The sequence below is a fragment of the Streptococcus sp. 1559 genome (assembly GCF_013276735.1).
Lineage (GTDB): Bacteria > Bacillota > Bacilli > Lactobacillales > Streptococcaceae > Streptococcus > Streptococcus pseudopneumoniae.
On sequence record NZ_VMLO01000018.1, the window covers coordinates 1 to 22,438 of the forward strand.

The window sequence follows — 22,438 nt, forward strand, 5'->3', positions numbered from 1 at the left end:
CATTATAGAACTTTCAATTTATATTTTGAAAAATATTTTTTAACATAATAGCACATTTTTCTTGACTACAATAACATTATATGATAAAATGTAAGCGAATACAAATAAAAAGGAATTGCCTTATTCAATTAATATTCCTATAAGAAAGCAGATGATTCCAATGTACAAACTATAATTATCAACCCTTAATATCCAACTTAGTTATGAAAGAATGGTAGGTGATCATTATCATGAAAAAAATACTAATTACTCTATTATTTAGTTGTTTAGCATTGTTTTATTTGCCTATTTCTGTAAACGCCGATACCACTAATGACCTTGTTATAAAATTCAACGAACTGCAATTTACTGTTGAGGATTACAATATCCCTAATCCAGAAGTAGTATATTCGAAATCAGGATTCAACGAAGTTGCAACTGTTATTGATAGTGATACTGGAAAGGTTGTTGAAACTATTGAATTTATTCCAGATCTCTCTCGATCTACAGTTACTTCACACACATTAAAAAGAAGTGCAACATTTGCTAGAACTACAGTTCAATTAAGTGTAAACATTGAATTATATAATGAGGGTTCTTTCCGTCAGATTAACTCAGTTCAAGGTTATTACTTAGGAATAACAAATTCTATTACAAACACATATATTGAAGGACAAAACGTTGATGTTTGGTCTCCAAAAGGATACCCCACAACAAGTATAAAGTATGCTTATAATGGTACTTTAACAGCAGCTATAAACAGTAGTGGTTCAGCTCAAGTTAAAGCAGAGTTGTTAGGAGCTGGATTTACATTTGGAGGTACTATTGGAGGTACATCATATTATAGAGTTCCATTTAATCAAAACGGAACTATTAGTCTATACAACTATTAGTCTATACTAACTTAGGAGGTAGTCGATATTATGAATGAAAAAAAACGTACATATTTTATTTGTGCAAGTATTATTATTTCATCTATAATTTTAGGACTCTTTATTTATAACGGACTTGACGTTTTGGGTCAATTTATAAACGATGGCCTCAGGGTAATTAATAGTAATAGGTAGTTAATAGAATTTAAATAAAAAAACGGTAATTTAGTGAATGAACTGCACCTCAAAAGTTAGACAGAAAAAATCTAACTTTTGGGGTGTTTTTATTATGAAATTAACTCATGATGATAAAGTTCAGATCTATGAACTTAGAAAACAAGGATATAGCTTAGAGAAGCTTTCAAATAAATTTGGGATAAACAATTCTAATATTAGGTATATGATTAAATTGATTGATCGTTACGGAATAGAGTTCGTCAAAAAAGGAAAAAATCGTTACTATTCTCCTGATTTAAAACAAGAAATGATTCATAAAGTCTTACATGAAGGCTGGACTAAAGATAGAGTTTCTCTTGAATACGGCCTCCCAAGTCGTACGATACTTCTTAATTGACTAGCACAATACAAGAAAAACGGGTATACTATTGTTGAGAAAATAAGAGGGAGAGTACCTAAAATGGGACGTAAGCCAAAAAAGAGACCTGAAGAGAGAACAGAATTAGAACGTCTTCAAGCAGAAAATGAGTACCTGAGAGCGGAGAATGCCATCCTAAAAAAGTTAAGAGAACTCCGATTGAAGGAGGAAAAAGAGAAAGAAGAAAGACAGAAATTGTTCAAGAATTAATGACTGATTTTTCGTTAGATATTCTTCTAAAAGCCATTAAATTAGCTCGTTCGACCTACTACTATCACTTGAAACAGCTAGACAAACTAGATAAGAATCAAGAGCTTAAAGCTGAAATTCAATCCATTTTTATCGAACATAAGGGAAATTATGGTTATCGTCGGATTCATTTAGAACTAAGAAATCGTGGTTATCTGGTAAATCATAAAAGAGTTCAACGCTTGATGAAAGTACTCAATTTACAAGCTAAAATGCGACAGAAACGAAAATATTCTTCTCATAAAGGAGATGTGGGTAAGAAGGCAGAGAATCTCATTCAACGTCAATTTGAAGGCTCTAAAACAATGGAAAAGTGCTACACAGATGTGACAGAATTTGCCATTCCAGCAAGTACTCAAAAGCTTTACTTATCACCAGTTTTAGATGGCTTTAATAGTGAAATTATCGCCTATAATCTTTCAACTTCACCCAACTTAGAACAAGTACAAACAATGTTGGAACAGGCATTCACAGAGAAATGCTACGAGAATACGATTCTCCATAGTGACCAAGGCTGGCAATATCAACACGATTCTTATCATCGGTTCCTAGAGAGTAAGGGAATTCAAGCATCCATGTCACGCAAGGGCAACAGCCCAGACAACGGTAGGATGGAATCTTTCTTTGGCATTTTAAAATCGGAAATGTTTTATGGCTATGAGAAAACATTTAAATCACTTAATCAATTGGAACAAGCCATTATAGACTATATTGATTATTACAACAACAAGAGAATTAAGGTAAAACTAAAAGGACTTAGCCCTGTGCAGTACAGAACTAAATCCTTAATCTTATGCGTTTTGTTATGCAAAAATCACTGGAGTTTCCATACATATTAAGTGGAAATAGTTGAAATCAGTTCTTTTAATAACCATTGAATACCATATAGTACATTTACCCCAAATATGATATAGGCCGTATAAATCAAGTATTTTGATTTCTCCCGCCTCAAAGAATAAATCTTGTACAAGATAAACAAATTTAAAATAATAAATAATAGAGACAAAATCTTCCTCCAAAATCAATCATAAAAGTAGCCAGTCAGGCATAGTTCTAATATTTATTTTCGATTCGAGATAACAAACTTATCAATAAATAGCAAGTGAAATAAGGCCAGTACCAGACCCCAAACGCTACCACGAAAAGAGATTTCTTGATGATTGAGAGGAAGCAAATCGTTGTTACCTATATAGAGGCAGGTCAAAATAACAAATAAAATCCAAAATAAATCCGTCCATTTATATTTTGAAAAATATTTTTTCCACATAAAAACACCTTCTTTCCTACAATTATATTATAATACTTTATGTAAGCGAATACAAGAGTTATGAGGTAACCAACTACGAAAAAATATAAGGCTGAAGATAGTAAAAACCAGCATTTAAAGCCTTCACTGTATCTAGGATTTCCCTATTTTTAGACAAGATTGACCCAAATCCACAGCATTTAAAAAAGCGAATTTCAATCGAAACTCGCTTTTTTACAAAATGTATTAGTATGAATTTGATTTTCGAAGAGTATTAGTTCAAGTGCCAGATATCTTCGTTATACTGAGCGATTGTACGGTCAGATGAGAAGAATCCTGCTTTAGAAATGTTAACGATAACTTTATCCAACCATGCGTCACGGTCTTCGTAGTCAGCCAACATTTGCTCTTTGACTTTGATGTAGTCTTCCAAGTCAAGAAGAGTCATGAACCAGTCTTTGTTGATCAATTCATTGTAAAGACGTTCCAAGCGCTCTTTGTTTCCAGCTGCAAGAACTGCATCGCTAACAATGAAGTCAACCAATGGTTTGATAGCTTTACGAGCGTAGAATTCGCTTGATTTGTAAGCTGCTTTTGCGTAAAGGTCGATAACAGTTTCTGAATCTTCACCAAAGATGTAGATGTTTTCGTCGCCAACCAACTCAGCGATTTCCACGTTAGCACCGTCCATAGTACCAAGAGTCAAAGCTCCGTTCAACATGAATTTCATGTTACCAGTACCTGAAGCTTCTTTAGAAGCAAGTGAGATTTGTTCTGAGATATCACATGCTGGGATAAGGAAGCTTGCTGCAGTAACGTTGTAGTTTTCAACCATAACTACTTGCAAGTGTGGAGCTACTGCTGGATCGTTAGCAATAACTTCTGACATGCAAAGAATCAAGTGGATGATGTCTTGAGCGATTGTGTAGGCTGGAGCTGCTTTACCACCAAAGAAGATTGTGATTGGACGAGCAGGGATGTTACCAGCTTTGATGTCAAAGTATTTGTGGATTACGTACAAGGCATTCATTTGTTGGCGTTTGTACTCGTGAAGACGTTTGATTTGGATATCAAAGATAGAGTTTGGATTGATTTCCACACCTTGGTGTTCTTTCAAGTGACGTGCCAATTTACGTTTGTTGTGAGCCTTGATGCTTTCCAATTTTTCTTTGACAGCTGCTTTGTCTTCATAAGACAAGAGTTTTTCAAGCTCATCTGCTTCATGGTGCCAACCATCTCCAAGAATCTCATCCAAGTAGTGAGACAATCTTGGGTTAGCATGCATGAGCCAACGACGGAAAGTGATACCGTTTGTTTTGTTGTTGAATTTTTCTGGGTAAAGGTCGTAGAAGGCTTTCAACTCAGAATTTTTCAAGATTTCAGTGTGAAGTGCTGCAACCCCGTTAACGCTGTATCCGTAGTGGATATCCATATGAGCCATGTGAACACGTCCGCTCTCATCGATGATTTGAACAGCTGGATCTTTGTATTCTGCTTTCACGCGACGGTCCAATTCTTCGATGATTGGTACCAAGTGAGGAACCACTTCTTGCAAGAATTCAAGAGGCCATTTTTCAAGGGCTTCAGCAAGGATTGTGTGGTTAGTGTAGGCAGTCATGCTACGAACGATTGAGATTGCTTCGTCAAGCTCGATACCACGTGCAGTCAAAAGACGGATCAATTCAGGAATCACCATTGATGGGTGAGTATCGTTGATTTGCACAACTGCGTAGTCAGCAAGGTCATGCAAGTTGCTTCCTTTTTCGATTGCTTCGTCGATAATCAATTGCGCACCGTTTGAAACCATGAAGTATTGTTGGAAGATACGGAGCAATTCACCTTGACGGTCACTATCATCTGGGTAAAGGAAGAGAGTCAAGTTGCGAGCGATATCTGTCTTGTCAAAGTTGATACCATCTTTAATAATAGAAGAATCAACTGAATCCAAGTCAAACAAACGCAAGCGGTTCTTCGTTTCTGTCTTGTAACCAGGAACATCAATATCATAAAGAGTTGATGTCAAAGTAAAGTCTGCAAATGGTACTTGGTAGCTACGGCTTGAGCGAACCAACCAGTTTTGCTCTGTCAACCATGCATTTGGAATTGTTTCTTGTTGGTTGTTTTTAAGAACTTGTTGGAAAAGACCAAAGTGGTAGTTCAGACCAACACCGTCACCATTCAAACCAAGAGTCGCAATTGAGTCGATAAAGCAGGCAGCCAAACGTCCCAAACCACCATTACCAAGAGATGGTTCCAATTCAACTTCTTCAACTTCGATCAAGTCTTTACCTGCAGCTGCAAGTTCTTTTTTGACATCGTCGTAAAGACCAAGGTTAATCAAGTTGTTTGACAAGAGTTTACCAATCAAGAACTCAGCTGAGATGTAGTAAACTTTTTTCTTACCAGTGTTAACTGGTTTTTGGCTACTTGCAAGCTTGCTGTAGTTAAGAAGGGCAAGGTAAAGCTCTTCATTGCTACATTCTGCAATGGTTTTATTGTAACGATTTTGTACAAATTCTTGTAGTGATAACATGTTTAAGATGTCTCCTGATATTGTATTATTTCTTTAATTCTACCAAATTTTCATTGATTCGGCGATAGATTGTTGTTAAGTCAAGCAAACCTTCCTCAACAGCTGGTGTCAATTGCTCTTCAGTCATACGCCAAGACCAGTTTCCACCAAGGGTAGATGGGAAGTTCATACGAGCCGCCTCATCCAATTCTAGCAAATCTTGCATAGTTGCAATTGCCATGAAGCTAACTGATGAAAAGACTGTACGAAGCATAGCATGTGGCACTGTTTCGTATTCTTTACGGTTCGTGTAACGAGCCATGTACTCACGAGTCGCATCATCAATCTCGTTACGGTACCAACCAAGAACCGTATTGTTATCGTGAGTTCCTGTGTACATAACTGAGTTAGCAGGTGCCAAGTGTGGGCTATCGATACTTTCGTCTTCTGGGTTGAAGGCAAATTGAAGAATCTTCATTCCTGGGAAGCCAGTACGTTCACGCAACTCAATAACTTCATCTGTCATGAAGCCAAGGTCTTCTGCGATGATGTTTAGCTCACCAAGTTCTTCCTTAACGGCTGCAAAAAGCTTGTAGCCCGGACCTTTCACCCACTCACCAGGTGCTGCTGTATCGGAACCAGCAGGGATTTCCCAGTAAGATTCGAAACCACGGAAGTGGTCAATACGAACGATATCGTAGATTTTGAAGCTTTCACGCAAGCGTTCAATCCACCATTTGTAACCATCTTTGTCCATTGCTTCCCAGTCATAGATTGGGTTACCCCAAAGCTGACCAGTTGCAGAGAACTCATCTGGTGGACATCCTGCGATGCAAGTTGCCTTACCGTTGACATCTGTTTTGAAGAGATGCGGATTTGCCCACATATCGCTTGAATCTTCCGCTACGTAGATTGGCATGTCCCCAACGATTTCGATGTGGTTGTCGTTAGCGTAAGCTTTCAATTTCAACCATTGTTGGAAGAAGAAGTATTGAGTCACACGGTGGTAAACCAACTTGTCTGCCAATTGCTCACGGTAGCTTTCAAGTGCTGAAGCTTTACGAGCACGAACATCTGCATCTGGCCATTCAGTCCAAGCAAGATTGTCAAAATGCTCTTTGATAGCCATATACTCAGCAAAGAGCTCAAGCCATGATTGGTTGTCTTGAGCAAATTTCTCAAAATCTTTAACATCTCCTACTTCCAAGAAACGTTTTACCGCTTTTTCTAAAAGAGGACGACGTGCATAGTAGATTTTCGCATAATCAACTTCAGACGCATCGCTACCAAAGTCAACTCCTTCAAGGTCACTTGCTTCCAACAAACCTTGCTCCACCAAGATATCTAAATCGATAAAATGAGTGTTTCCTGCGAAGGCTGAGAAAGATTGGTAAGGAGAATCCCCGTAACTAGTTGTTCCTAATGGAAGGATTTGCCAGTAACGTTGTTTTGTGCAAACCAAGAAATCAACGAAGTCGTAAGCACTTTGACCAAATGATCCGATTCCGTAAGCTCCTGGAAGAGAAGAGATGTGCATCAACACACCACTTTGACGTTTTTTCATAATAGCACCTCGTGTGTTAAAATAATGGAACGTTGCGTATTTTTGCAGACGCAAACGTTTGCGCTACTTATAAGTATACTCCTTTTCAAGCATAATTGCAAGCGTTTTTAAAAAACTTTTTTGATTATTTTTAAGGAGACTAACCCATTTTAGCAAAGATAACTTATACTCAATGAAAATCAAAGAGCAAACTAGGAAACTAGCCGCAGGCTGTACTTGAGTACGGCAAGGCGACGTTGACGCGGTTTGAATTTGATTTTCGAAGAGTATTAAAACTATCTAATCCTAAAGTTTGACTCTCACGGGACAGTCTACAAAGTGCAAATCCTCCCCTAGAAAACTTGAATTTAGATGCAAGGGGGCACAAAGATCCATAGAAAATAGATAGGAATTAGAAACAGGGAGGTAGCCCCTCCTGATTTCCCTCTTTAGATAGATTACATCTATTTTTTATTAAAAATACTGTATTCTTATCTATTTCACACTTTTCTTCTATTAAAAAGCAAAATCATGCTATCAAATCAAGCTTAAAAATTTTTTAAAATTTTTGTCAAAAACACTTGCAACCGTTTTCTATTTGTGCTATACTAAGTTCATAAAGGAAAACGTTTGCGTTTCCTTATCAATAAAACTTGTTATTCTTTAGGAGGAATACACTATGTCATCTAAATTCATGAAGAGCGCTGCGGTGCTTGGAACTGCTACACTTGCTAGCTTGCTCTTGGTAGCTTGCGGAAGCAAAACTGCTGATAAGCCTGCTGAGTCTGGTTCATCTGAAGCGAAAGAAATCACTCTTTACGTTGAGGACCAATACAAAGCTTATGCTGAAACAGTTGCTAAAGCTTATAAAGAGCAATCAGGCACAACAGTTAACATCAAATCTGGTGACCAACTTGGTGGGCTTGACAAACTTTCTCTTGACAACCAATCTGGTCAAGCTGCTGACGTTATGATGGCTCCATACGACCGTGTGGGTAGCCTTGGTTCTGACGGACAACTTTCAGAAGTGAAATTGAGCGATGGTGCTAAAACAGAAGATACAACTAAATCTCTTGTAACCGCTGCTGACGGTAAAGTTTACGGTGCTCCTGCCGTTATCGAGTCACTTGTTATGTACTACAACAAAGACTTGGTAAAAGACGCTCCCAAAACATTTGCTGACTTGGAAAACCTTGCTAAAGATAGCAAATATGCCTTCGCTGGAGAAGATGGAAAAACTTCTGCCTTCCTAGCTGACTGGACAAACTTCTACTATGCATACGGACTTCTTGCTGGTAACGGCGCTTACGTATTCGGACAAAACGGTAAAGACCCTAAAGACATCGGTCTTGCAAACGACGGTTCTATCGCAGGTATCAACTACGCTAAATCTTGGTACGAAAAATGGCCTAAAGGTATGCAAGATGGTACAGCTGCTGGAAACCTAATCCAAACTCAATTCCAAGAAGGTAAAACAGCTGCTATCATTGATGGGCCTTGGAAAGCTCAAGCCCTCAAAGATGCTAAAGTAAACTACGGTGTTGCGACTATCCCAACTCTTCCAAATGGAAAAGAATATGCTGCATTCGGTGGTGGTAAAGCTTGGATCATTCCTTCAAGTACTAAGAACCTTGAAGGCGCACAGAAATTTGTAGACTTCCTTGTTTCAACTGAACAACAAAAAGCTTTCTACGATGCAACTAACGAAATCCCAGCTAATACTGAAGCTCGTTCATACGCTGAAGGTAAAAACGATGAGTTGACAACAGCTGTTATCAAACAATTCAAGAACGCTCAACCAATTCCAAACATCTCTCAAATGTCTGCAGTTTGGGAACCAGCTGCTAACATGCTCTTTGATACTGTAAGTGGTCAAAAAGATGCTAAAACAGCTGCTAACGACGCTGTAACATTGATCAAAGAAACAATCAAACAAAAATTTGGTGAATAAAAAATTTGTTCAAGGGGGGTGGAATTCAAATCCCCCTTTGAATTTATCAATAGAGACACAAATAATTTAGCTTTCTTATAAAAAAGTAGTATCCTATGAAAGGAGTTATTATGGAAAAGCAACAACCTAGTAAAGCAGCCCTGCTGTCTATCATTCCTGGGTTAGGACAGATTTACAATAAACAAAAAGCCAAAGGTTTTATCTTCCTTGGTGTAACCATCGTATTTGTCCTTTATTTCCTAGCACTTGCAGCACCTGAATTGAGCAATCTCATCACTCTTGGTGACAAGCCCGGTCGTGATAATTCCCTCTTTATGCTGATTCGTGGTGCCTTCCATTTAATCTTTGTAGTCGTTTATGTACTCTTTTATTTCTCAAATATCAAAGATGCATATACGATTGCAAAACGCATTAACAATGGAATTCCAGTTCCACGTACCCTCAAAGACATGATCAAAGGGATTTATGAAAATGGTTTCCCTTATCTCTTGATTATTCCATCTTATGTTGCCATGACCTTCGCGATTATCTTCCCAGTTATCGTAACCTTGATGATCGCCTTTACCAACTATGACTTCCAACACTTACCACCAAACAAATTGTTGGACTGGGTTGGTTTGACAAACTTTAGTAATATCTGGAGTTTGAGTACCTTCCGTTCTGCCTTTGGTTCTGTTCTTTCTTGGACCATCATCTGGGCTTTGGCAGCCTCAACTTTACAGATTGTGATTGGTATCTTCACAGCTATCATTGCTAACCAACCATTTATCAAAGGAAAACGTATCTTTGGTGTTATTTTCCTTCTTCCTTGGGCTGTCCCAGCCTTCATCACTATCTTGACATTCTCAAACATGTTTAACGATAGTGTCGGAGCTATCAACACCCAAGTATTGCCAATCTTGGCTAAATTCCTTCCTTTCCTTGATGGCGCTCTTATTCCCTGGAAAACAGACCCAACTTGGACTAAGATTGCCTTGATTATGATGCAAGGTTGGCTTGGATTCCCATACATCTACGTTCTGACCTTGGGTATCTTGCAATCTATTCCTAACGACCTTTACGAAGCAGCTTATATTGACGGTGCCAATGCTTGGCAAAAATTCCGCAACATCACTTTCCCAATGATCTTGGCTGTTGCGGCACCTACTTTGATTAGCCAATACACCTTCAACTTTAACAACTTCTCTATCATGTACCTCTTCAACGCTGGAGGACCTGGTAGTGTCGGTGGTGGAGCTGGTTCAACCGATATCTTGATTTCATGGATTTACCGTTTGACAACAGGTACATCTCCTCAATACTCAATGGCGGCAGCTGTCACCTTGATTATCTCTATCATTGTCATCTCAATCTCTATGATCGCATTCAAGAAACTACACGCATTTGATATGGAGGACGTCTAAGATGAATAACTCAATTAAACTCAAACGTAGACTGACTCAAAGCCTTACATACCTTTACCTGATTGGTCTATCAATTGTCATTATCTATCCACTTTTGATTACCATTATGTCAGCCTTCAAGACTGGTAACGTAGTAGCCTTTAAACTAGACAGCAACGTCGACTTTAGTTTTGCTAACTTCCAAGGCCTCTTCACTGAAACCTTGTACGGTACTTGGTACCTCAACACCTTGATCATTGCCTTGATTACCATGGCTGTTCAAACAAGTATCATCGTACTTGCTGGTTATGCCTACAGCCGTTACAACTTCTTGGCTCGTAAACAAAGTTTGGTCTTCTTCTTGATCATCCAAATGGTGCCAACTATGGCCGCTTTGACAGCCTTCTTCGTTATGGCGCTTATGTTGAACGCCCTTAACCACAGCTGGTTCCTCATCTTCCTCTACGTTGGTGGTGGTATCCCGATGAATACTTGGCTCATGAAAGGCTACTTCGATACAGTGCCAATGTCTTTAGACGAATCTGCAAAACTAGACGGTGCAGGACACTTCCGCCGCTTCTGGCAAATTGTTCTTCCACTTGTTCGCCCAATGGTTGCCGTACAAGCTCTCTGGGCCTTCATGGGACCTTTCGGGGACTACATCCTCTCTAGTTTCTTGCTTCGTGAGAAAGAATACTTTACTGTTGCCGTAGGTCTCCAAACCTTCGTTAACAATGCGAAAAACATGAAGATTGCCTACTTCTCAGCAGGTGCTATCCTCATCGCCCTTCCAATCTGTATTCTCTTCTTCTTCCTACAAAAGAACTTTGTTTCAGGACTTACAAGTGGTGGCGACAAGGGATAATTTATCCCCGCCACCCTTTTTCATTTTATACTCTTCGAAAACCTCTTCAAACCACGTCAGCNNTGTTTTGAGCAACCTGTGGTTAGCTTCCTAGTTTGCTCTGTGATTTTCATTAAGTATTAACGATTGTTACTGTAAGTAATGTCCTTACAACAAGCAATTTTTCTCCTAGACTTGAAATAAAGCGAATTTCTCTATATAATAATACTCATATAGAAAACACCTTTTAGAAAGATACCTATGCTTCCATATCCATTTTCCTATTTTTCAAGTATTTGGGGATTTCGTAAGCCCCTGTCCAAACGTTTCGGGCTCAACTGGTTTCAACTACTCTTTACCAGTATCTTCCTTATCAGCTTGTCGATGGTACCCATTGCCATTCAAAACAGCTCCCAGGAGACTTATCCGCTAGAAACCTTTATCGATAATGTCTATGAACCATTGACAGATAAGGTTGTCCAGGATCTCTCTGAACATGCTACAATTGTCGATGGCACATTAATTTATACAGGAACAGCTAGTCAAGCGCCTTCTGTTGTGATTGGTCCAAGCCCAGGTAAGGAGTTCCCGAAGGACTTGCAACTGCATTTCGATACAAATGAGCTAGTCATCAGCAAGGAAAGCAAGGAACTGACCCGCATCTCTTACCGAGCCATTCAGACTGAGAGTTTCAAAAGCAAAGACAGCTTGACCCAAGCAATTTCTAAAGACTGGTACCAACAAAATCGTGTCTATATCAGTCTCTTCCTAGTTCTCGGTGCCAGCTTCCTCTTTGGTTTGAATTTCTTTATCGTCTCTCTAGGAGCTAGTCTTCTCCTTTATATCACTAAGAAATCACGCCTCTTTTCATTTAGAACCTTTAAAGAGTGCTATCACTTTATCTTGAACTGTTTAGGATTGCCGACTCTGATTACACTTATTTTGGGATTATTTGGCCAAAATATGACAACCCTGATTACTGTACAAAATATTCTTTTTGTTCTGTATCTGGTCACTATCTTTTATAAAACACATTTCCGTGATCCAAATTACCATAAATAGGAGATTTTTATGCCCGTTACGATTAAAGACGTGGCCAAGGCTGCTGGTGTTTCGCCTTCAACCGTAACCCGTGTTATTCAAAATAAATCAACCATTAGCGACGAAACAAAAAAACGCGTTCGCAAGGCTATGAAGGAGCTCAACTACCACCCCAACCTCAACGCTCGTAGCTTGGTAAGCAGCTACACTCAGGTGATTGGTTTGGTTCTTCCTGATGACTCAGACGCCTTCTACCAGAATCCTTTCTTTCCATCGGTTCTACGTGGCATCTCTCAAGTCGCATCTGAAAACCACTATGCCATTCAGATAGCAACAGGGAAAGATGAGAAGGAGCGCCTCAACGCTATTTCACAAATGGTCTACGGCAAGCGTGTAGATGGGCTAATCTTTCTCTATGCCCAAGAAGAAGACCCTCTCGTAAAACTCGTAGCAGAAGAACAGTTCCCCTTCCTTATCTTAGGTAAATCTCTATCTCCTTTCATCCCACTTGTAGACAACGACAATGTTCAAGCTGGTTTTGATGCAACCGAATATTTCATCAAAAAAGGCTGCAATCGTATTGCTTTTATCGGAGGAAGCAAAAAGCTCTTCGTGACCAAAGACCGTTTAACAGGCTATGAACAGGCGCTTAAGCATTACAAACTTACCACTGACAACAATCGCATCTACTTTGCCGACGAGTTTCTGGAAGAAAAGGGCTATAAATTTAGCAAGCGATTATTCAAGCACGATCCACAAATTGATGCTATCATCACAACCGATAGCCTCCTAGCTGAAGGTGTTTGTAACTATATTGCCAAACACCAGCTGGATGTCCCTGTTCTCAGCTTTGACTCGGTTAATCCCAAGCTCAACTTGGCAGCCTATGTCGATATCAATAGCCTAGAACTTGGTCAAACATCATTTGAAACGATTCTTCAGATTATCAACGATGCTAAAAGCAATAAACAAATTTGTTACCGCCAGTTGATTGCCCATAAAATTATAGAAAAATAAAAACCAGCTCACGCTGGTTTTTTTGGTCACTAATTATCTATCTCAACAAACCTTCCTAGAATATGAACATTTTCCGAGACAGAGACAAAGGCGCTTGGATCCACTTGTGTCATAATCTGTTTAAATTCATTAAACTCTGCACGTGTAATGACAGTGATTAGAACTGCCTTTCTCTCGTGATTATAGGTTCCTTCTGCATCGTGGATCATGGTTGCTCCGCGGTGCAATTTTTTATGGATTTTTTCAATTACCTTGTCTGGATGATTGGTCACAATCATAGCCTGCATACGTTTTTGCTTGGTAAAGACGGCGTCTGTCACACGGCTAGAGACAAAGATGGTAATCATAGAGTAAAGAGCGTATTTCCAACCAAAGGTCAAACCAGCTATCAGCATGATAGTCCCATTTACCAAGAAAGAAATACTACCAACGTTCTTACCCGTTTTCTTACGAATGGTCAGACTGACGATATCCGTTCCACCACTGGAGATATTGTTTCGAAGAGCAAAACCAATCCCCAAGCCCATGACAACACCCCCAAAAAGGGCATTGATAATGGGATCCTCCGTCAAGGTTGCCACAGGGACAAACTGGATAAAGAAGGAACTCATAGATACCGTGATAAAGGTAAAGACGGTGAACTTATGGCCAATCTGATACCAAGCTAAGACCATCAAAGGGAAGTTAATGGCGTAGAAGGTTAGCGAAATCGGAATATGAAAACCAAACCAGTGATTACTCAAAGCAGAGATAATCTGTGCCAGACCTGTCGCACCACTCGAATACACATGCCCTGGTTGGAAAAAGAAATTGACCGCCACTGCTGATAAAAAACCATAGACCAGAGAGGCCGAAATCTTCTCATCATACTTTTCTCGAGAGATACTTTGTAAGACACGTAAAATTTTTATCTGATAAGCAAAGCGGCGCAGATAATAGCGCCACCGCTTAATTCGTTTTGCTTGTTTCATCTTCTTCTACTTGTAAGCTGAGTTCCTCTAGTTGTTTGAGAGCGACTGTTGATGGAGCTTGTGTCATTGGGTCAGTTGCTTTATTGTTCTTAGGGAAGGCAATAACTTCACGGATATTTTCTTCTCCAGCTAAGAGCATGACAAAGCGGTCAAGCCCGATAGCCAAACCACCGTGTGGTGGGAAACCATAGTCCATGGCTTCAAGAAGGAAGCCAAACTGGTCATTTGCTTCTTCGGCTGAGAAACCAAGAGCCTTGAACATACGTTCTTGAAGGTCTTTTTGGTTGATACGAAGGCTACCACCACCAAGCTCATAACCGTTCAAGACGATATCGTAAGCAATGGCACGAACCTTAGCCAAATCACCTTCTAATTCGTGAGCTGTTTCTTCCTGTGGAAGTGTGAATGGATGGTGGGCGCTCATGTAGCGGCCTTCTTCTTCAGACCATTCAAACATTGGCCAGTCAACCACCCAAAGGAAGTTGAATTTATCGCTATCAATCAAACCAAGCTCTTTGGCAATACGTCCACGAAGGGCACCAAGCGTTGCATTAGCCACTTCAAGCGTATCTGCCACAAAGAGAACCAAGTCCTTATCTTCAAGCGCAAGTGCTGCTGTCAATTCTGCTTGGATGTTAGTCAAGAACTTAGCAACTGGTCCATTTAATTCTCCATCAACAACCTTAACCCAAGCAAGACCTTTGGCACCATACTGTTTGGCTACTTCTGTCATCTTGTCGATGTCTTTACGTGAATAGTTGTCCGCAGCTCCTTTGACCACAATGGCTTTTACAGCAGGTGCTTCTGAAAAGACTTTAAAGTCTACACCTTTGACTACTTCTGTCAAGTCCTGAAGCAACATGTCAAAACGAGTATCAGGCTTGTCAGAACCGTAACGAGCCATAGCGTCATCATACTTCATACGTGGGAAAGGCAGAGTGACTTCGATGCCTTTAGTCTCTTTCATCACGCGCGCAATCAAACCTTCTGTAATATCTTGGATTTCTTGCTCCGTAAGGAAAGATGTTTCCAAGTCGACCTGGGTAAACTCAGGTTGACGATCTCCACGCAAGTCCTCATCACGGAAACATTTGACGATTTGGTAGTAACGGTCAAAACCAGCATTCATCAACAATTGCTTAGTGATTTGTGGACTTTGAGGAAGAGCGTAAAAATGCCCTTTATTAACACGAGACGGCACTAAATAGTCACGCGCCCCTTCTGGCGTTGACTTAGAAAGGAATGGTGTCTCCACGTCGATAAACTCCAACTCATCCAAGTAGTTGCGGATAGAATGGGTCACCTTAGCACGAAGTTTAAGATTTTCCAACATTTCTGGACGACGAAGGTCAAGGTAACGGTAACGCAAACGCGTATCGTCATTGGCCTCAATCCCATCCTTAATCTCAAATGGTGTTGTTTTTGCTGTATTGAGCACTATCAGAGCTGTTACATTTAACTCAACCGCACCAGTTGGCAACTTATCATTGGCTTGCTCACGCGCAGCGACCTGTCCAGTCACCTCGATAACAAATTCGCTACGAAGGCTTTCAGCTGTTGCCATAACCTCGGCAGATACTTTTTCAGGATTGATAACCAACTGCATGATTCCTTCACGGTCACGAAGGTCAATAAAGATCAAACCACCAAGGTCACGACGACGGCCAACCCATCCTTTCAAGGTTATTTCTTGTCCGATGTGTTCCTCACGAACACGACCAGCATACATACTACGTTTCATGTTTTCTCTCCTCTTTTATTCTGTTACTATTTTACCATAAAAGCGCAGGCTCTTCATGAAAATCAGCAGAAAAGTTTGCCAGTCTTTAAAAATCAGGTAAAGTCCCTAAAAATTAACGCCCATACAAAAAATCCGATGAACTTCACCGGACTCTTTTATTTTGAATTGTTGCCTGCTTTACGCTTTTCAGCAATTTCAGCTGCCTTTCGAGGCAAGACAATTTCCGTTATGTAAGCTGTCCCAAAACGCAAGACACCTGCAATAGGGGCAAAGACAACTGCTAGATAGTTATAGAAGAAATCGCCTTTGAAGGCATAAGCTAGCGCCCCAATGATGAAAAATAGAACGACTGCTTGAATCACTGCTAATAAAATTACTCGTTTCATGTGACCTCCTGACTCTATTATAGCATGAGAATCATCAAAAAGCCGACTAAATTATTCAAAGCGTGAAGAGAAATACTGTAGACCAGACCTTTTCTGCTAATATAAGCCAAGCCCAAACTAAAACCAAGGCTAAAATAGACAAAAAATTGTTGCACATCACCTGGGAAATGAATCAAGGCAAACAAAACACTCGATACCAGAAGAAAAATCAGAGTTTGTTTACTATTGTCCTGCTTAGGAAAGAGGTAGCGTGCTAACATCCCTCTAAAGATAAGTTCTTCCGTCAAAGGAGCAAAAATAACGACCGCAAAGAATGAGAAAAGTGGTTGAGACAAGGTCAAGTCTATCGCTATTTGCTGATTTACTGAAGGATCATTTGGCAAGAAAAACTGGACAACAAGAGATAAGAACCAAACCAAGGCAGGAAGCCAAATAAATCGGTTGAAGCCACTCTTCTCAATACGAACAGGACCTTTCTGATACCATTTGTAAATACCGTACACATAAACTCCAGCCAAGGCCACATAGAGCAAGGTCACAGCATAGGGTGAAGCGCCTAAGGCAAGCGACGTAGTCGCGAGTACCTGAATGAAGCCATAGATGAATAAAAAGGATAGAATGGCTAGAAAAAACCAGCCCAGGTTTTTAAGTAATTTCATATAGATCTCCTATCTTGCTTTATAGCTATTTTTCAATACAAAGAGGTTCGCTATTCCTAATACAAGTACCCAGGCAAGTAACATACCGATGTTAGAAAAAGATATTTCTCCACCTTTTTTATTTAAAAGATTTACAATAGGACCAACGAACGAGTAATCCAACACTTTTTGAACCGTATCATTTTGAGAAGCAATCATAGGTAAAAAAGAGACAATTAACATAGGGAAGATACTATAAACTTGCGCTTTAGATTGAGTATCTGACACCGCACCGATTAGAAGGTTGAGAAAAATAATACTAATAGTTGCTAGGAGCAAATAGATAACGTAGGCAAATAAATAACCTGATAGATCTACTTTAAGATAGATGGGAAGCACAATCATAGCAAGTAACATTATCAGAATAGGGAGAACGAGCATACTGAAAGTATATTCTGTTGCTGTCACACCACTTAGGAGGAGTGATTTAAGATTTCGTTTTTCCTTATCTTCTGCCATCATAATCGATACCATATAACCACTTCCCATGCTCAAGACCATCGTCAAGCTAGCAGATAGTAAAAATAGGCTCAATTGTCCATTCTTATTTAAAAATTCATTATATAAAACAGCAATACCAAAAGGCATCAATAAAGTCGCTAACAAAGTTGAATTGCTAATAAGAACTTGCACTCTTAACCATAGTAGGGCATTTAATTTTCTAAACATCTAACTTTTCTCCTGTCAATCTGATAAAGATTTCTTCTAGAGTTGGCTCACAAGAGTGAACCACCATCAAATCTGTCGTGTCTAAATGTGGCAATTCTTCAAATGGAACTATCTGTTCTCGTCCATCTTTATAAGCTACACGTACTTTCTTATCCACATGGTACTTCTGGATAATATCTTGCGGACTTCCATACTCTATTAAATTACCCTTATTTAAAAGAGATAAGCGATCACAAAGCAGAGTTGCTTCATTCATATCATGCGTGGTCAGAAAGATAGTTGTCCCCGCATGCTTTAATTCTTGAAGTAGGGTATGAATCATCTTAGATGTTGTAGGGTCTAAGTCACTGGTTGGCTCATCAAGGAAGAGAATCTTAGGTGCATTAAGAAGGGCACGAGCCAAGAACATTCGTTGTTTCATTCCTGTAGATAGTTTTTCTGCGATAATATCTTTAGCATCTGCCAATCCAACCTGTTGAAGCACCTGAACTACTCTATCTGCCTTGAGGCCATATAACTTAGCATAGATGAGAAGATTTTTATAAAGACTCATCTTTTCATAAAAACTACTGCCATCACTCACAATACCAATTTGTTCCAAATCATTTGAGGTTAAATCTTGAGAATTCTTGCCTAGCAAAACTGTTTTACCTTGATCTGCAGCCAACTGTCCTGTTAAGACATTGATCATGGTTGTTTTACCTGAGCCAGAAGGTCCCAGAAAACCAAAGATTTCACCCTCCTTAATCTCAAAAGAAATCTGATGAAGAGCTTTTTTGCTCCCAAAACTTTTACTTACATTTTCAACACGAATCATAGAAACTCCTTTATTTGAAATAGCGTTTTACCATAGGTAACTGCATCACATTGATATAAATATGGATAGCTCCTACAAGCAAGAAGGCTAGTAACTGAATCTCTCCTGTCAAGAAAGAAATGATAAAAAGAAAAACATATAAGACTGGTAAGACATACTGATTTAATTGGAATAAAATCCGAAAACTCTGTTCCAAATTAGCCTGACGCTCCCCTTCATCATAAGAATTTACATACTCTAAGACATCCTTTGGTGTTGAGAAAAATGCCAAATCAAACTGACGAACAATCGCAATGGTCTTAAAAAGATATTTTTGAACACTGAGAATCAGCACTAATCCCAAAAAAGAAAGAGATAAGGTTAGATTGCTTCTATTTGGTACAATCACTTCACTACCTGAGATGAAAAGAGCCAATAAAATCGCTACACTTGCAATATTAAAAGCAGTGGTTCCAAACTCGAGATTCCGATACATTTGCACATAATAGGTTTCATTCAGATCATCATCCATTTCCTCTTGATACAAGGAATGAAACTTTCTGCTTTTCTTTAGGAAATTGAATGTCAAAAGAATGCTAATGAAACCTAATACTAAACAAATAGCTGATATCCATGGTATCAAGATTTTTACATCTAACATAATTCCGTGAGATTCAGCAAGTGCCTTAAACATCCCTACAAAAATGCCAAAGAAAGCTCCCAAGACAATAGACATCAAAAATAATAACAATCCACGTTTCTTTTTCTTTTCCATATTCATTCTCCTTATTTACTTGCTAGATTTTTGGATTTCTTTTCAATCCAGTCAACGACTGGGATAAGAGCAAAGTAGGCCCAGATAAATTGGTCGCTGTAATAGAGATCAAACCATCCTAGATTTGTTCCAATTAGTAGACATAGGCTGACTAATAGAGCTATGGCAACTACATAATAAATCACTTTATACTTGTTCATCACTCGTCCTCCTCCAAGCGAAATACCGATTCGACTGTTTCGTTGAAAATTTGAGATATTTTCAGGGCAATGATAATGGACGGGGTGTACTCATCCCGTTCTAGTAGGCTAATGGTCTGTCTGGAAACCCCTGCCAGCTTGGCTAGGTCGGTTTGATTGAGACCATCGCGAGCTCGAAGCTCTTTTAGACGATTTTTTAGTTGCATGTCACACACCTACTTTCCGTCAAATTCAACAGTTTGGATATCCTCAATGCGTTGTAGTTTGAATTTTTCTTTTCCTTTTTTATTAACACGACGTAGCTTGACCCATTCCTCATCAACATCCACAACTTCCCAGTTATCTGTTCCAAAAACTTGTCCAACGATTGTCGGTGTTTTCCCAATCAATTCTTTTAATAATCTTGACATTTCTTTATTTCCTTTCTGTTTTTGCTCAATTCTTTTGATTTTATTCTCTAATTTCTTGACCCTTTGGGTATGATAGAGATAAAACATAATCACAAGAGGTACAAATCCTAATGCCCACATAATCGTTCCCTGCTCCTTTTCTCTTAACTTGATTATATTGTAACACATCTTTTTCTTTTTGACAAGCATATTTGTCAAAAAGTTTATGATTTTTGTCATTTTGCAAAAGAAAAAGGTCAGGAGTAGGTTTCTGACCAGTTTTTCTGTTATTAAAATCCTAGTTTTTCAAAGATTTCTGAGAAGTTTTGGCTGATTGTCTCAAGTGACACTTGGACTTCTTCTCGGGTTTGGTTATTCTTGACCGTCACTTGTCCGCTTTCGACTTCACTCTCTCCTAGGGTGATGAGGGTTTTAGCCACAAAGACATCGGCTGACTTGAATTGAGCTTTGAGCTTACGGTTGAGGTAATCACGCTCTGCTTTGAAACCTTGTTGGCGAAGAGCCTGTACCAATTCCAAGGCCTTGACATTTGCTCCTTCACCCAAAACTGCGATATAGACATCTAGGGCGTTTTCGATAGGGAGAGTCACACCTTGCTTTTCAAGGATGAGAAGCAGGCGCTCTACACCAAGTCCAAATCCAAATCCAGCAGTTTCCGGGCCTCCAAAGTAAGAAACCAAACCATCGTAACGACCACCCGCACAGACTGTCAGGTCATTGCCCTCAATCTCTGTGATGAACTCGAAAATGGTGTGGTTGTAGTAGTCCAGACCACGCACCATATTGGTATCAATGATGTAGTCTACTCCAAGATTTTCCAACATCTGACGTACAGCATCAAAATGAGCTTGACTTTCTTCATCAAGGAAATCCAAGATAGAAGGCGCATTCTCTACTGCTACCTTGTCTTCTTTTTCCTTAGAGTCCAAGACACGAAGAGGATTTTCCTCCAAACGACGCTGGCTATCCTTAGACAAGATCTCCTTGAGCGGTGTCAAATAGTCAATCAAGGCTTGACGGTAGGCTGCACGGCTCTCAGGATTTCCAAGAGTGTTAAGATGTAATTTGACACCTTGGATACCGATTTCTTTCAAGAAATGGGCCGCCATCGCGATGGTTTCCACATCGGTAGCTGGATTGCTAGAACCAAAACACTCAACACCAATCTGGTGGAATTGGCGCAAACGCCCTGCCTGTGGACGCTCGTAACGGAACATAGGTCCCATGTAGTAGAACTTACTTGGCTTTTGCACTTCTGGGGCGAAAAGTCTATTTTCCACATAGGAACGGACAACGGGCGCAGTTCCTTCTGGACGGAGAGTAATATGGCGGTCACCCTTGTCATAGAAGTCGTACATTTCCTTGGTTACGATATCCGTTGTATCTCCGACAGAGCGACTGATGACTTCGTAGTGCTCAAAAATAGGCGTGCGCACTTCTGCATAATTATAGCGCTTGAAAATCTCACGGGCAAAGCCCTCAACGTACTGCCATTTGGCAGATTCAGCAGGTAAAATATCCTGCGTTCCTTTTGGTTTTTGTAATTTCATAGGGAATCCTCTTTAAACTTAATAGTCTTATTTTACCATAAATAAAGGGATTAAAACAGTGAGAAAAAAATTAGGATTTCCCCCAAATCATTCATACCTCTCTCAACTAGATGTAACTTACAAAACCCCTGACCTCATGAGCCACTTTCTTCCTCCTCATGAGGCCAGTTTTACTTTCTGCTGTTCCAGTATCGTTTTTCCTCGCTAGATTTCCTCAAAAGGGCATACTCCTCCCTTGGTGCGTCACACGATTTTTTCATCTCGACTGTTATTTAATGCATCATTAACGACGCTTTTCTTCTAGGTGGTTCATAAGGAACAGGAAGATTTAGGTTGACTTTTCTAATCCTAGAATAAAGTGCTGAAAACAATTCGGAATAGGCATAGAGACTAGACAATTTGAGGAGCTGCTTGCGTCCTGTTCGAACACATTTTCCTACCACGTGAAGAAAAAGATGGCGGAAGCGTTTGATTGTTAAAGTTTGGAAGTCACCTCCAGCTAGATGTTTGAGAAAAAGATAGAGATTGTAGGCGATACAGCTCATCATCATACGAACTTCGTTTTTGATTAAGGCTGAACTATCCGTTTTATCACCAAAAAATCCCTCCTTCATCTCCTTGATGAAATTCTCGGCTTGACCACGTCCACGATAAAGCTGAAACTGGTCTTGGCTTGTTCCACTCGTCATATTTGTAACGAGAGAAATAACATCGTAGAACAAGTTCCCTTCTTTTCGTTCAGAGAACTGGCAGACACGACGCTTGTGCGACCAAGATCCTGCTTGATAGAGAGTTTCTGAGTAGGCGGAGTGGGGCAAGATGGTTAAGTCCTCATCCTGTGGGCAAGGGAGGGAAGGTCTCCAAGACGGCTCAGAACAGTATTTTTCTTGAGTTTTATGAGGTAGTATTGCCCTGTTTTTTCAATTAAATCGTATAATTTTGGGGTCGCAAAGCCACTATCCATTCGAAAGAGAAGTTGATTAAACCGTTCTAAAACAGGTGTGATAAAGC

General features: G+C 39.7%; 20 protein-coding genes and 2 pseudogenes. 7 read left to right on the forward strand and 15 right to left on the reverse strand.

The genetic code is table 11. From position 1 onward, the window contains the following. The first annotated feature begins 230 nt into the window (after positions 1-230). A complete protein-coding gene (locus HT688_RS03370; RefSeq protein ID WP_049547225.1) occupies positions 231-872 on the forward strand; it encodes a hypothetical protein in 642 nt (213 codons plus the stop codon). Between the two features lie 268 nt (positions 873-1,140). Beyond that, a pseudogene (locus HT688_RS03375) lies at positions 1,141-2,534 on the forward strand (IS3 family transposase). 221 nt (positions 2,535-2,755) lie between these two features. On the opposite strand, the gene HT688_RS11675 reads toward HT688_RS03375, so the two are convergent. From HT688_RS11675 to malQ, 3 genes are all read right to left on the reverse strand, one after another. Continuing rightward, complete coding sequence (locus HT688_RS11675; RefSeq protein WP_101514497.1) at positions 2,756-2,962, reverse strand: hypothetical protein; 207 nt, start codon at positions 2,960-2,962, stop codon at positions 2,756-2,758. A gap of 253 nt (positions 2,963-3,215) precedes the next feature. Beyond that, positions 3,216-5,474: a glycogen/starch/alpha-glucan phosphorylase gene (locus HT688_RS03380; protein WP_101514498.1), complete on the reverse strand. Its 2,259-nt coding sequence runs from the start codon at positions 5,472-5,474 to the stop codon at positions 3,216-3,218. Between the two features lie 25 nt (positions 5,475-5,499). After that, positions 5,500-7,065, reverse strand: a complete 1,566-nt coding sequence (gene malQ, locus HT688_RS03385; RefSeq protein ID WP_281623700.1) for a 4-alpha-glucanotransferase — start codon at positions 7,063-7,065, stop codon at positions 5,500-5,502. A 610-nt stretch (positions 7,066-7,675) separates the two neighbouring features. Between malQ and HT688_RS03390 the strand changes: the two genes are divergently transcribed. The 5 genes from HT688_RS03390 (at position 7,676) to HT688_RS03410 (ending at position 13,231) form a co-directional block, all read left to right on the forward strand. Then, positions 7,676-8,947, forward strand: coding sequence for an extracellular solute-binding protein (locus HT688_RS03390; protein WP_000095469.1), 1,272 nt, complete (start codon positions 7,676-7,678; stop codon positions 8,945-8,947). 110 nt (positions 8,948-9,057) lie between these two features. Continuing rightward, positions 9,058-10,350, forward strand: coding sequence for a sugar ABC transporter permease (locus HT688_RS03395; protein ID WP_000414964.1), 1,293 nt, complete (start codon positions 9,058-9,060; stop codon positions 10,348-10,350). A 1-nt stretch (position 10,351) separates the two neighbouring features. Next, on the forward strand, positions 10,352-11,194 hold the full coding sequence (locus HT688_RS03400; protein WP_001065638.1) for a sugar ABC transporter permease: 843 nt from the start codon (positions 10,352-10,354) through the stop codon (positions 11,192-11,194). A gap of 240 nt (positions 11,195-11,434) precedes the next feature. After that, complete coding sequence (locus HT688_RS03405; protein WP_166731114.1) at positions 11,435-12,235, forward strand: DUF1189 domain-containing protein; 801 nt, start codon at positions 11,435-11,437, stop codon at positions 12,233-12,235. Positions 12,236-12,244: 9 nt separating this feature from the next. Then, complete coding sequence (locus HT688_RS03410) at positions 12,245-13,231, forward strand: LacI family DNA-binding transcriptional regulator (protein WP_001145442.1); 987 nt, start codon at positions 12,245-12,247, stop codon at positions 13,229-13,231. A gap of 29 nt (positions 13,232-13,260) precedes the next feature. Here HT688_RS03410 and HT688_RS03415 read toward each other — a convergent pair whose 3' ends face one another. The 12 genes and pseudogenes from HT688_RS03415 to HT688_RS03470 form a co-directional block, all read right to left on the reverse strand. Further along, a complete protein-coding gene (locus tag HT688_RS03415; protein ID WP_050223204.1) occupies positions 13,261-14,202 on the reverse strand; it encodes a YitT family protein in 942 nt (313 codons plus the stop codon). Next, positions 14,180-15,943 carry an aspartate--tRNA ligase gene (gene aspS, locus HT688_RS03420; RefSeq protein WP_000830886.1) on the reverse strand — a complete coding sequence of 588 codons (1,764 nt, stop codon included), beginning with the start codon at positions 15,941-15,943 and terminating at the stop codon, positions 14,180-14,182. The genes HT688_RS03415 and aspS overlap by 23 nt, the downstream gene beginning before the upstream one ends. A 155-nt stretch (positions 15,944-16,098) precedes the next feature. Then, positions 16,099-16,329 carry a hypothetical protein gene (locus HT688_RS03425; protein WP_000832181.1) on the reverse strand — a complete coding sequence of 77 codons (231 nt, stop codon included), beginning with the start codon at positions 16,327-16,329 and terminating at the stop codon, positions 16,099-16,101. 17 nt (positions 16,330-16,346) lie between these two features. Next, a complete protein-coding gene (locus HT688_RS03430) occupies positions 16,347-16,988 on the reverse strand; it encodes a CPBP family intramembrane glutamic endopeptidase (RefSeq protein ID WP_000771198.1) in 642 nt (213 codons plus the stop codon). A gap of 9 nt (positions 16,989-16,997) precedes the next feature. After that, entirely contained in the window at positions 16,998-17,696 is a 699-nt protein-coding gene (locus HT688_RS03435; protein WP_000488858.1) for an ABC transporter permease, read from the reverse strand. Then, positions 17,689-18,513, reverse strand: a complete 825-nt coding sequence (locus HT688_RS03440; RefSeq protein ID WP_172923568.1) for an ABC transporter ATP-binding protein — start codon at positions 18,511-18,513, stop codon at positions 17,689-17,691. Before HT688_RS03440 ends, HT688_RS03435 begins: the two co-directional genes overlap by 8 nt. Before the next feature lie 10 nt (positions 18,514-18,523). Continuing rightward, the gene (locus tag HT688_RS03445; protein ID WP_000412276.1) at positions 18,524-19,267 is read right to left on the reverse strand and encodes a DUF3169 family protein; all 744 of its coding nucleotides are present in this window, start codon (positions 19,265-19,267) and stop codon (positions 18,524-18,526) included. 11 nt (positions 19,268-19,278) lie between these two features. After that, positions 19,279-19,467, reverse strand: coding sequence for a hypothetical protein (locus HT688_RS03450; protein ID WP_001046123.1), 189 nt, complete (start codon positions 19,465-19,467; stop codon positions 19,279-19,281). Next, positions 19,467-19,673 (reverse strand): helix-turn-helix transcriptional regulator, encoded by a 207-nt coding sequence (locus HT688_RS03455; RefSeq protein WP_001176227.1) that lies wholly within the window; start codon positions 19,671-19,673, stop codon positions 19,467-19,469. The genes HT688_RS03450 and HT688_RS03455 overlap by 1 nt, the downstream gene beginning before the upstream one ends. Positions 19,674-19,682: 9 nt before the next feature. Beyond that, positions 19,683-20,147: a hypothetical protein gene (locus HT688_RS03460; RefSeq protein ID WP_025170602.1), complete on the reverse strand. Its 465-nt coding sequence runs from the start codon at positions 20,145-20,147 to the stop codon at positions 19,683-19,685. Continuing rightward, the gene (hisS, locus tag HT688_RS03465; RefSeq protein WP_000775895.1) at positions 20,147-21,427 is read right to left on the reverse strand and encodes a histidine--tRNA ligase; all 1,281 of its coding nucleotides are present in this window, start codon (positions 21,425-21,427) and stop codon (positions 20,147-20,149) included. The genes HT688_RS03460 and hisS overlap by 1 nt, the downstream gene beginning before the upstream one ends. A 272-nt stretch (positions 21,428-21,699) precedes the next feature. Continuing rightward, positions 21,700-22,438, reverse strand: a pseudogene (locus HT688_RS03470) (IS1380-like element ISSpn5 family transposase); the annotation flags it as partial.

What these genes read in the sequence shown, in the direction of transcription:
- HT688_RS03370 (WP_049547225.1), top strand. Translation starts at nt 231, where the DNA reads ATGAAAAAAATACTAATTACTCTATTATTTAGTTGTTTAGCATTGTTT.
- HT688_RS11675 (WP_101514497.1), bottom strand. Translation starts at nt 2,962, where the DNA reads ATGTGGAAAAAATATTTTTCAAAATATAAATGGACGGATTTATTTTGG.
- HT688_RS03380 (WP_101514498.1), bottom strand. Translation starts at nt 5,474, where the DNA reads ATGTTATCACTACAAGAATTTGTACAAAATCGTTACAATAAAACCATT.
- HT688_RS03390 (WP_000095469.1), top strand. Translation starts at nt 7,676, where the DNA reads ATGTCATCTAAATTCATGAAGAGCGCTGCGGTGCTTGGAACTGCTACA.
- HT688_RS03395 (WP_000414964.1), top strand. Translation starts at nt 9,058, where the DNA reads ATGGAAAAGCAACAACCTAGTAAAGCAGCCCTGCTGTCTATCATTCCT.
- HT688_RS03400 (WP_001065638.1), top strand. Translation starts at nt 10,352, where the DNA reads ATGAATAACTCAATTAAACTCAAACGTAGACTGACTCAAAGCCTTACA.
- HT688_RS03405 (WP_166731114.1), top strand. Translation starts at nt 11,435, where the DNA reads ATGCTTCCATATCCATTTTCCTATTTTTCAAGTATTTGGGGATTTCGT.
- HT688_RS03410 (WP_001145442.1), top strand. Translation starts at nt 12,245, where the DNA reads ATGCCCGTTACGATTAAAGACGTGGCCAAGGCTGCTGGTGTTTCGCCT.
- HT688_RS03415 (WP_050223204.1), bottom strand. Translation starts at nt 14,202, where the DNA reads ATGAAACAAGCAAAACGAATTAAGCGGTGGCGCTATTATCTGCGCCGC.
- aspS (WP_000830886.1), bottom strand. Translation starts at nt 15,943, where the DNA reads ATGAAACGTAGTATGTATGCTGGTCGTGTTCGTGAGGAACACATCGGA.
- HT688_RS03425 (WP_000832181.1), bottom strand. Translation starts at nt 16,329, where the DNA reads ATGAAACGAGTAATTTTATTAGCAGTGATTCAAGCAGTCGTTCTATTT.
- HT688_RS03430 (WP_000771198.1), bottom strand. Translation starts at nt 16,988, where the DNA reads ATGAAATTACTTAAAAACCTGGGCTGGTTTTTTCTAGCCATTCTATCC.
- HT688_RS03435 (WP_000488858.1), bottom strand. Translation starts at nt 17,696, where the DNA reads ATGTTTAGAAAATTAAATGCCCTACTATGGTTAAGAGTGCAAGTTCTT.
- HT688_RS03440 (WP_172923568.1), bottom strand. Translation starts at nt 18,513, where the DNA reads ATGATTCGTGTTGAAAATGTAAGTAAAAGTTTTGGGAGCAAAAAAGCT.
- HT688_RS03445 (WP_000412276.1), bottom strand. Translation starts at nt 19,267, where the DNA reads ATGGAAAAGAAAAAGAAACGTGGATTGTTATTATTTTTGATGTCTATT.
- HT688_RS03450 (WP_001046123.1), bottom strand. Translation starts at nt 19,467, where the DNA reads ATGAACAAGTATAAAGTGATTTATTATGTAGTTGCCATAGCTCTATTA.
- HT688_RS03455 (WP_001176227.1), bottom strand. Translation starts at nt 19,673, where the DNA reads ATGCAACTAAAAAATCGTCTAAAAGAGCTTCGAGCTCGCGATGGTCTC.
- hisS (WP_000775895.1), bottom strand. Translation starts at nt 21,427, where the DNA reads ATGAAATTACAAAAACCAAAAGGAACGCAGGATATTTTACCTGCTGAA.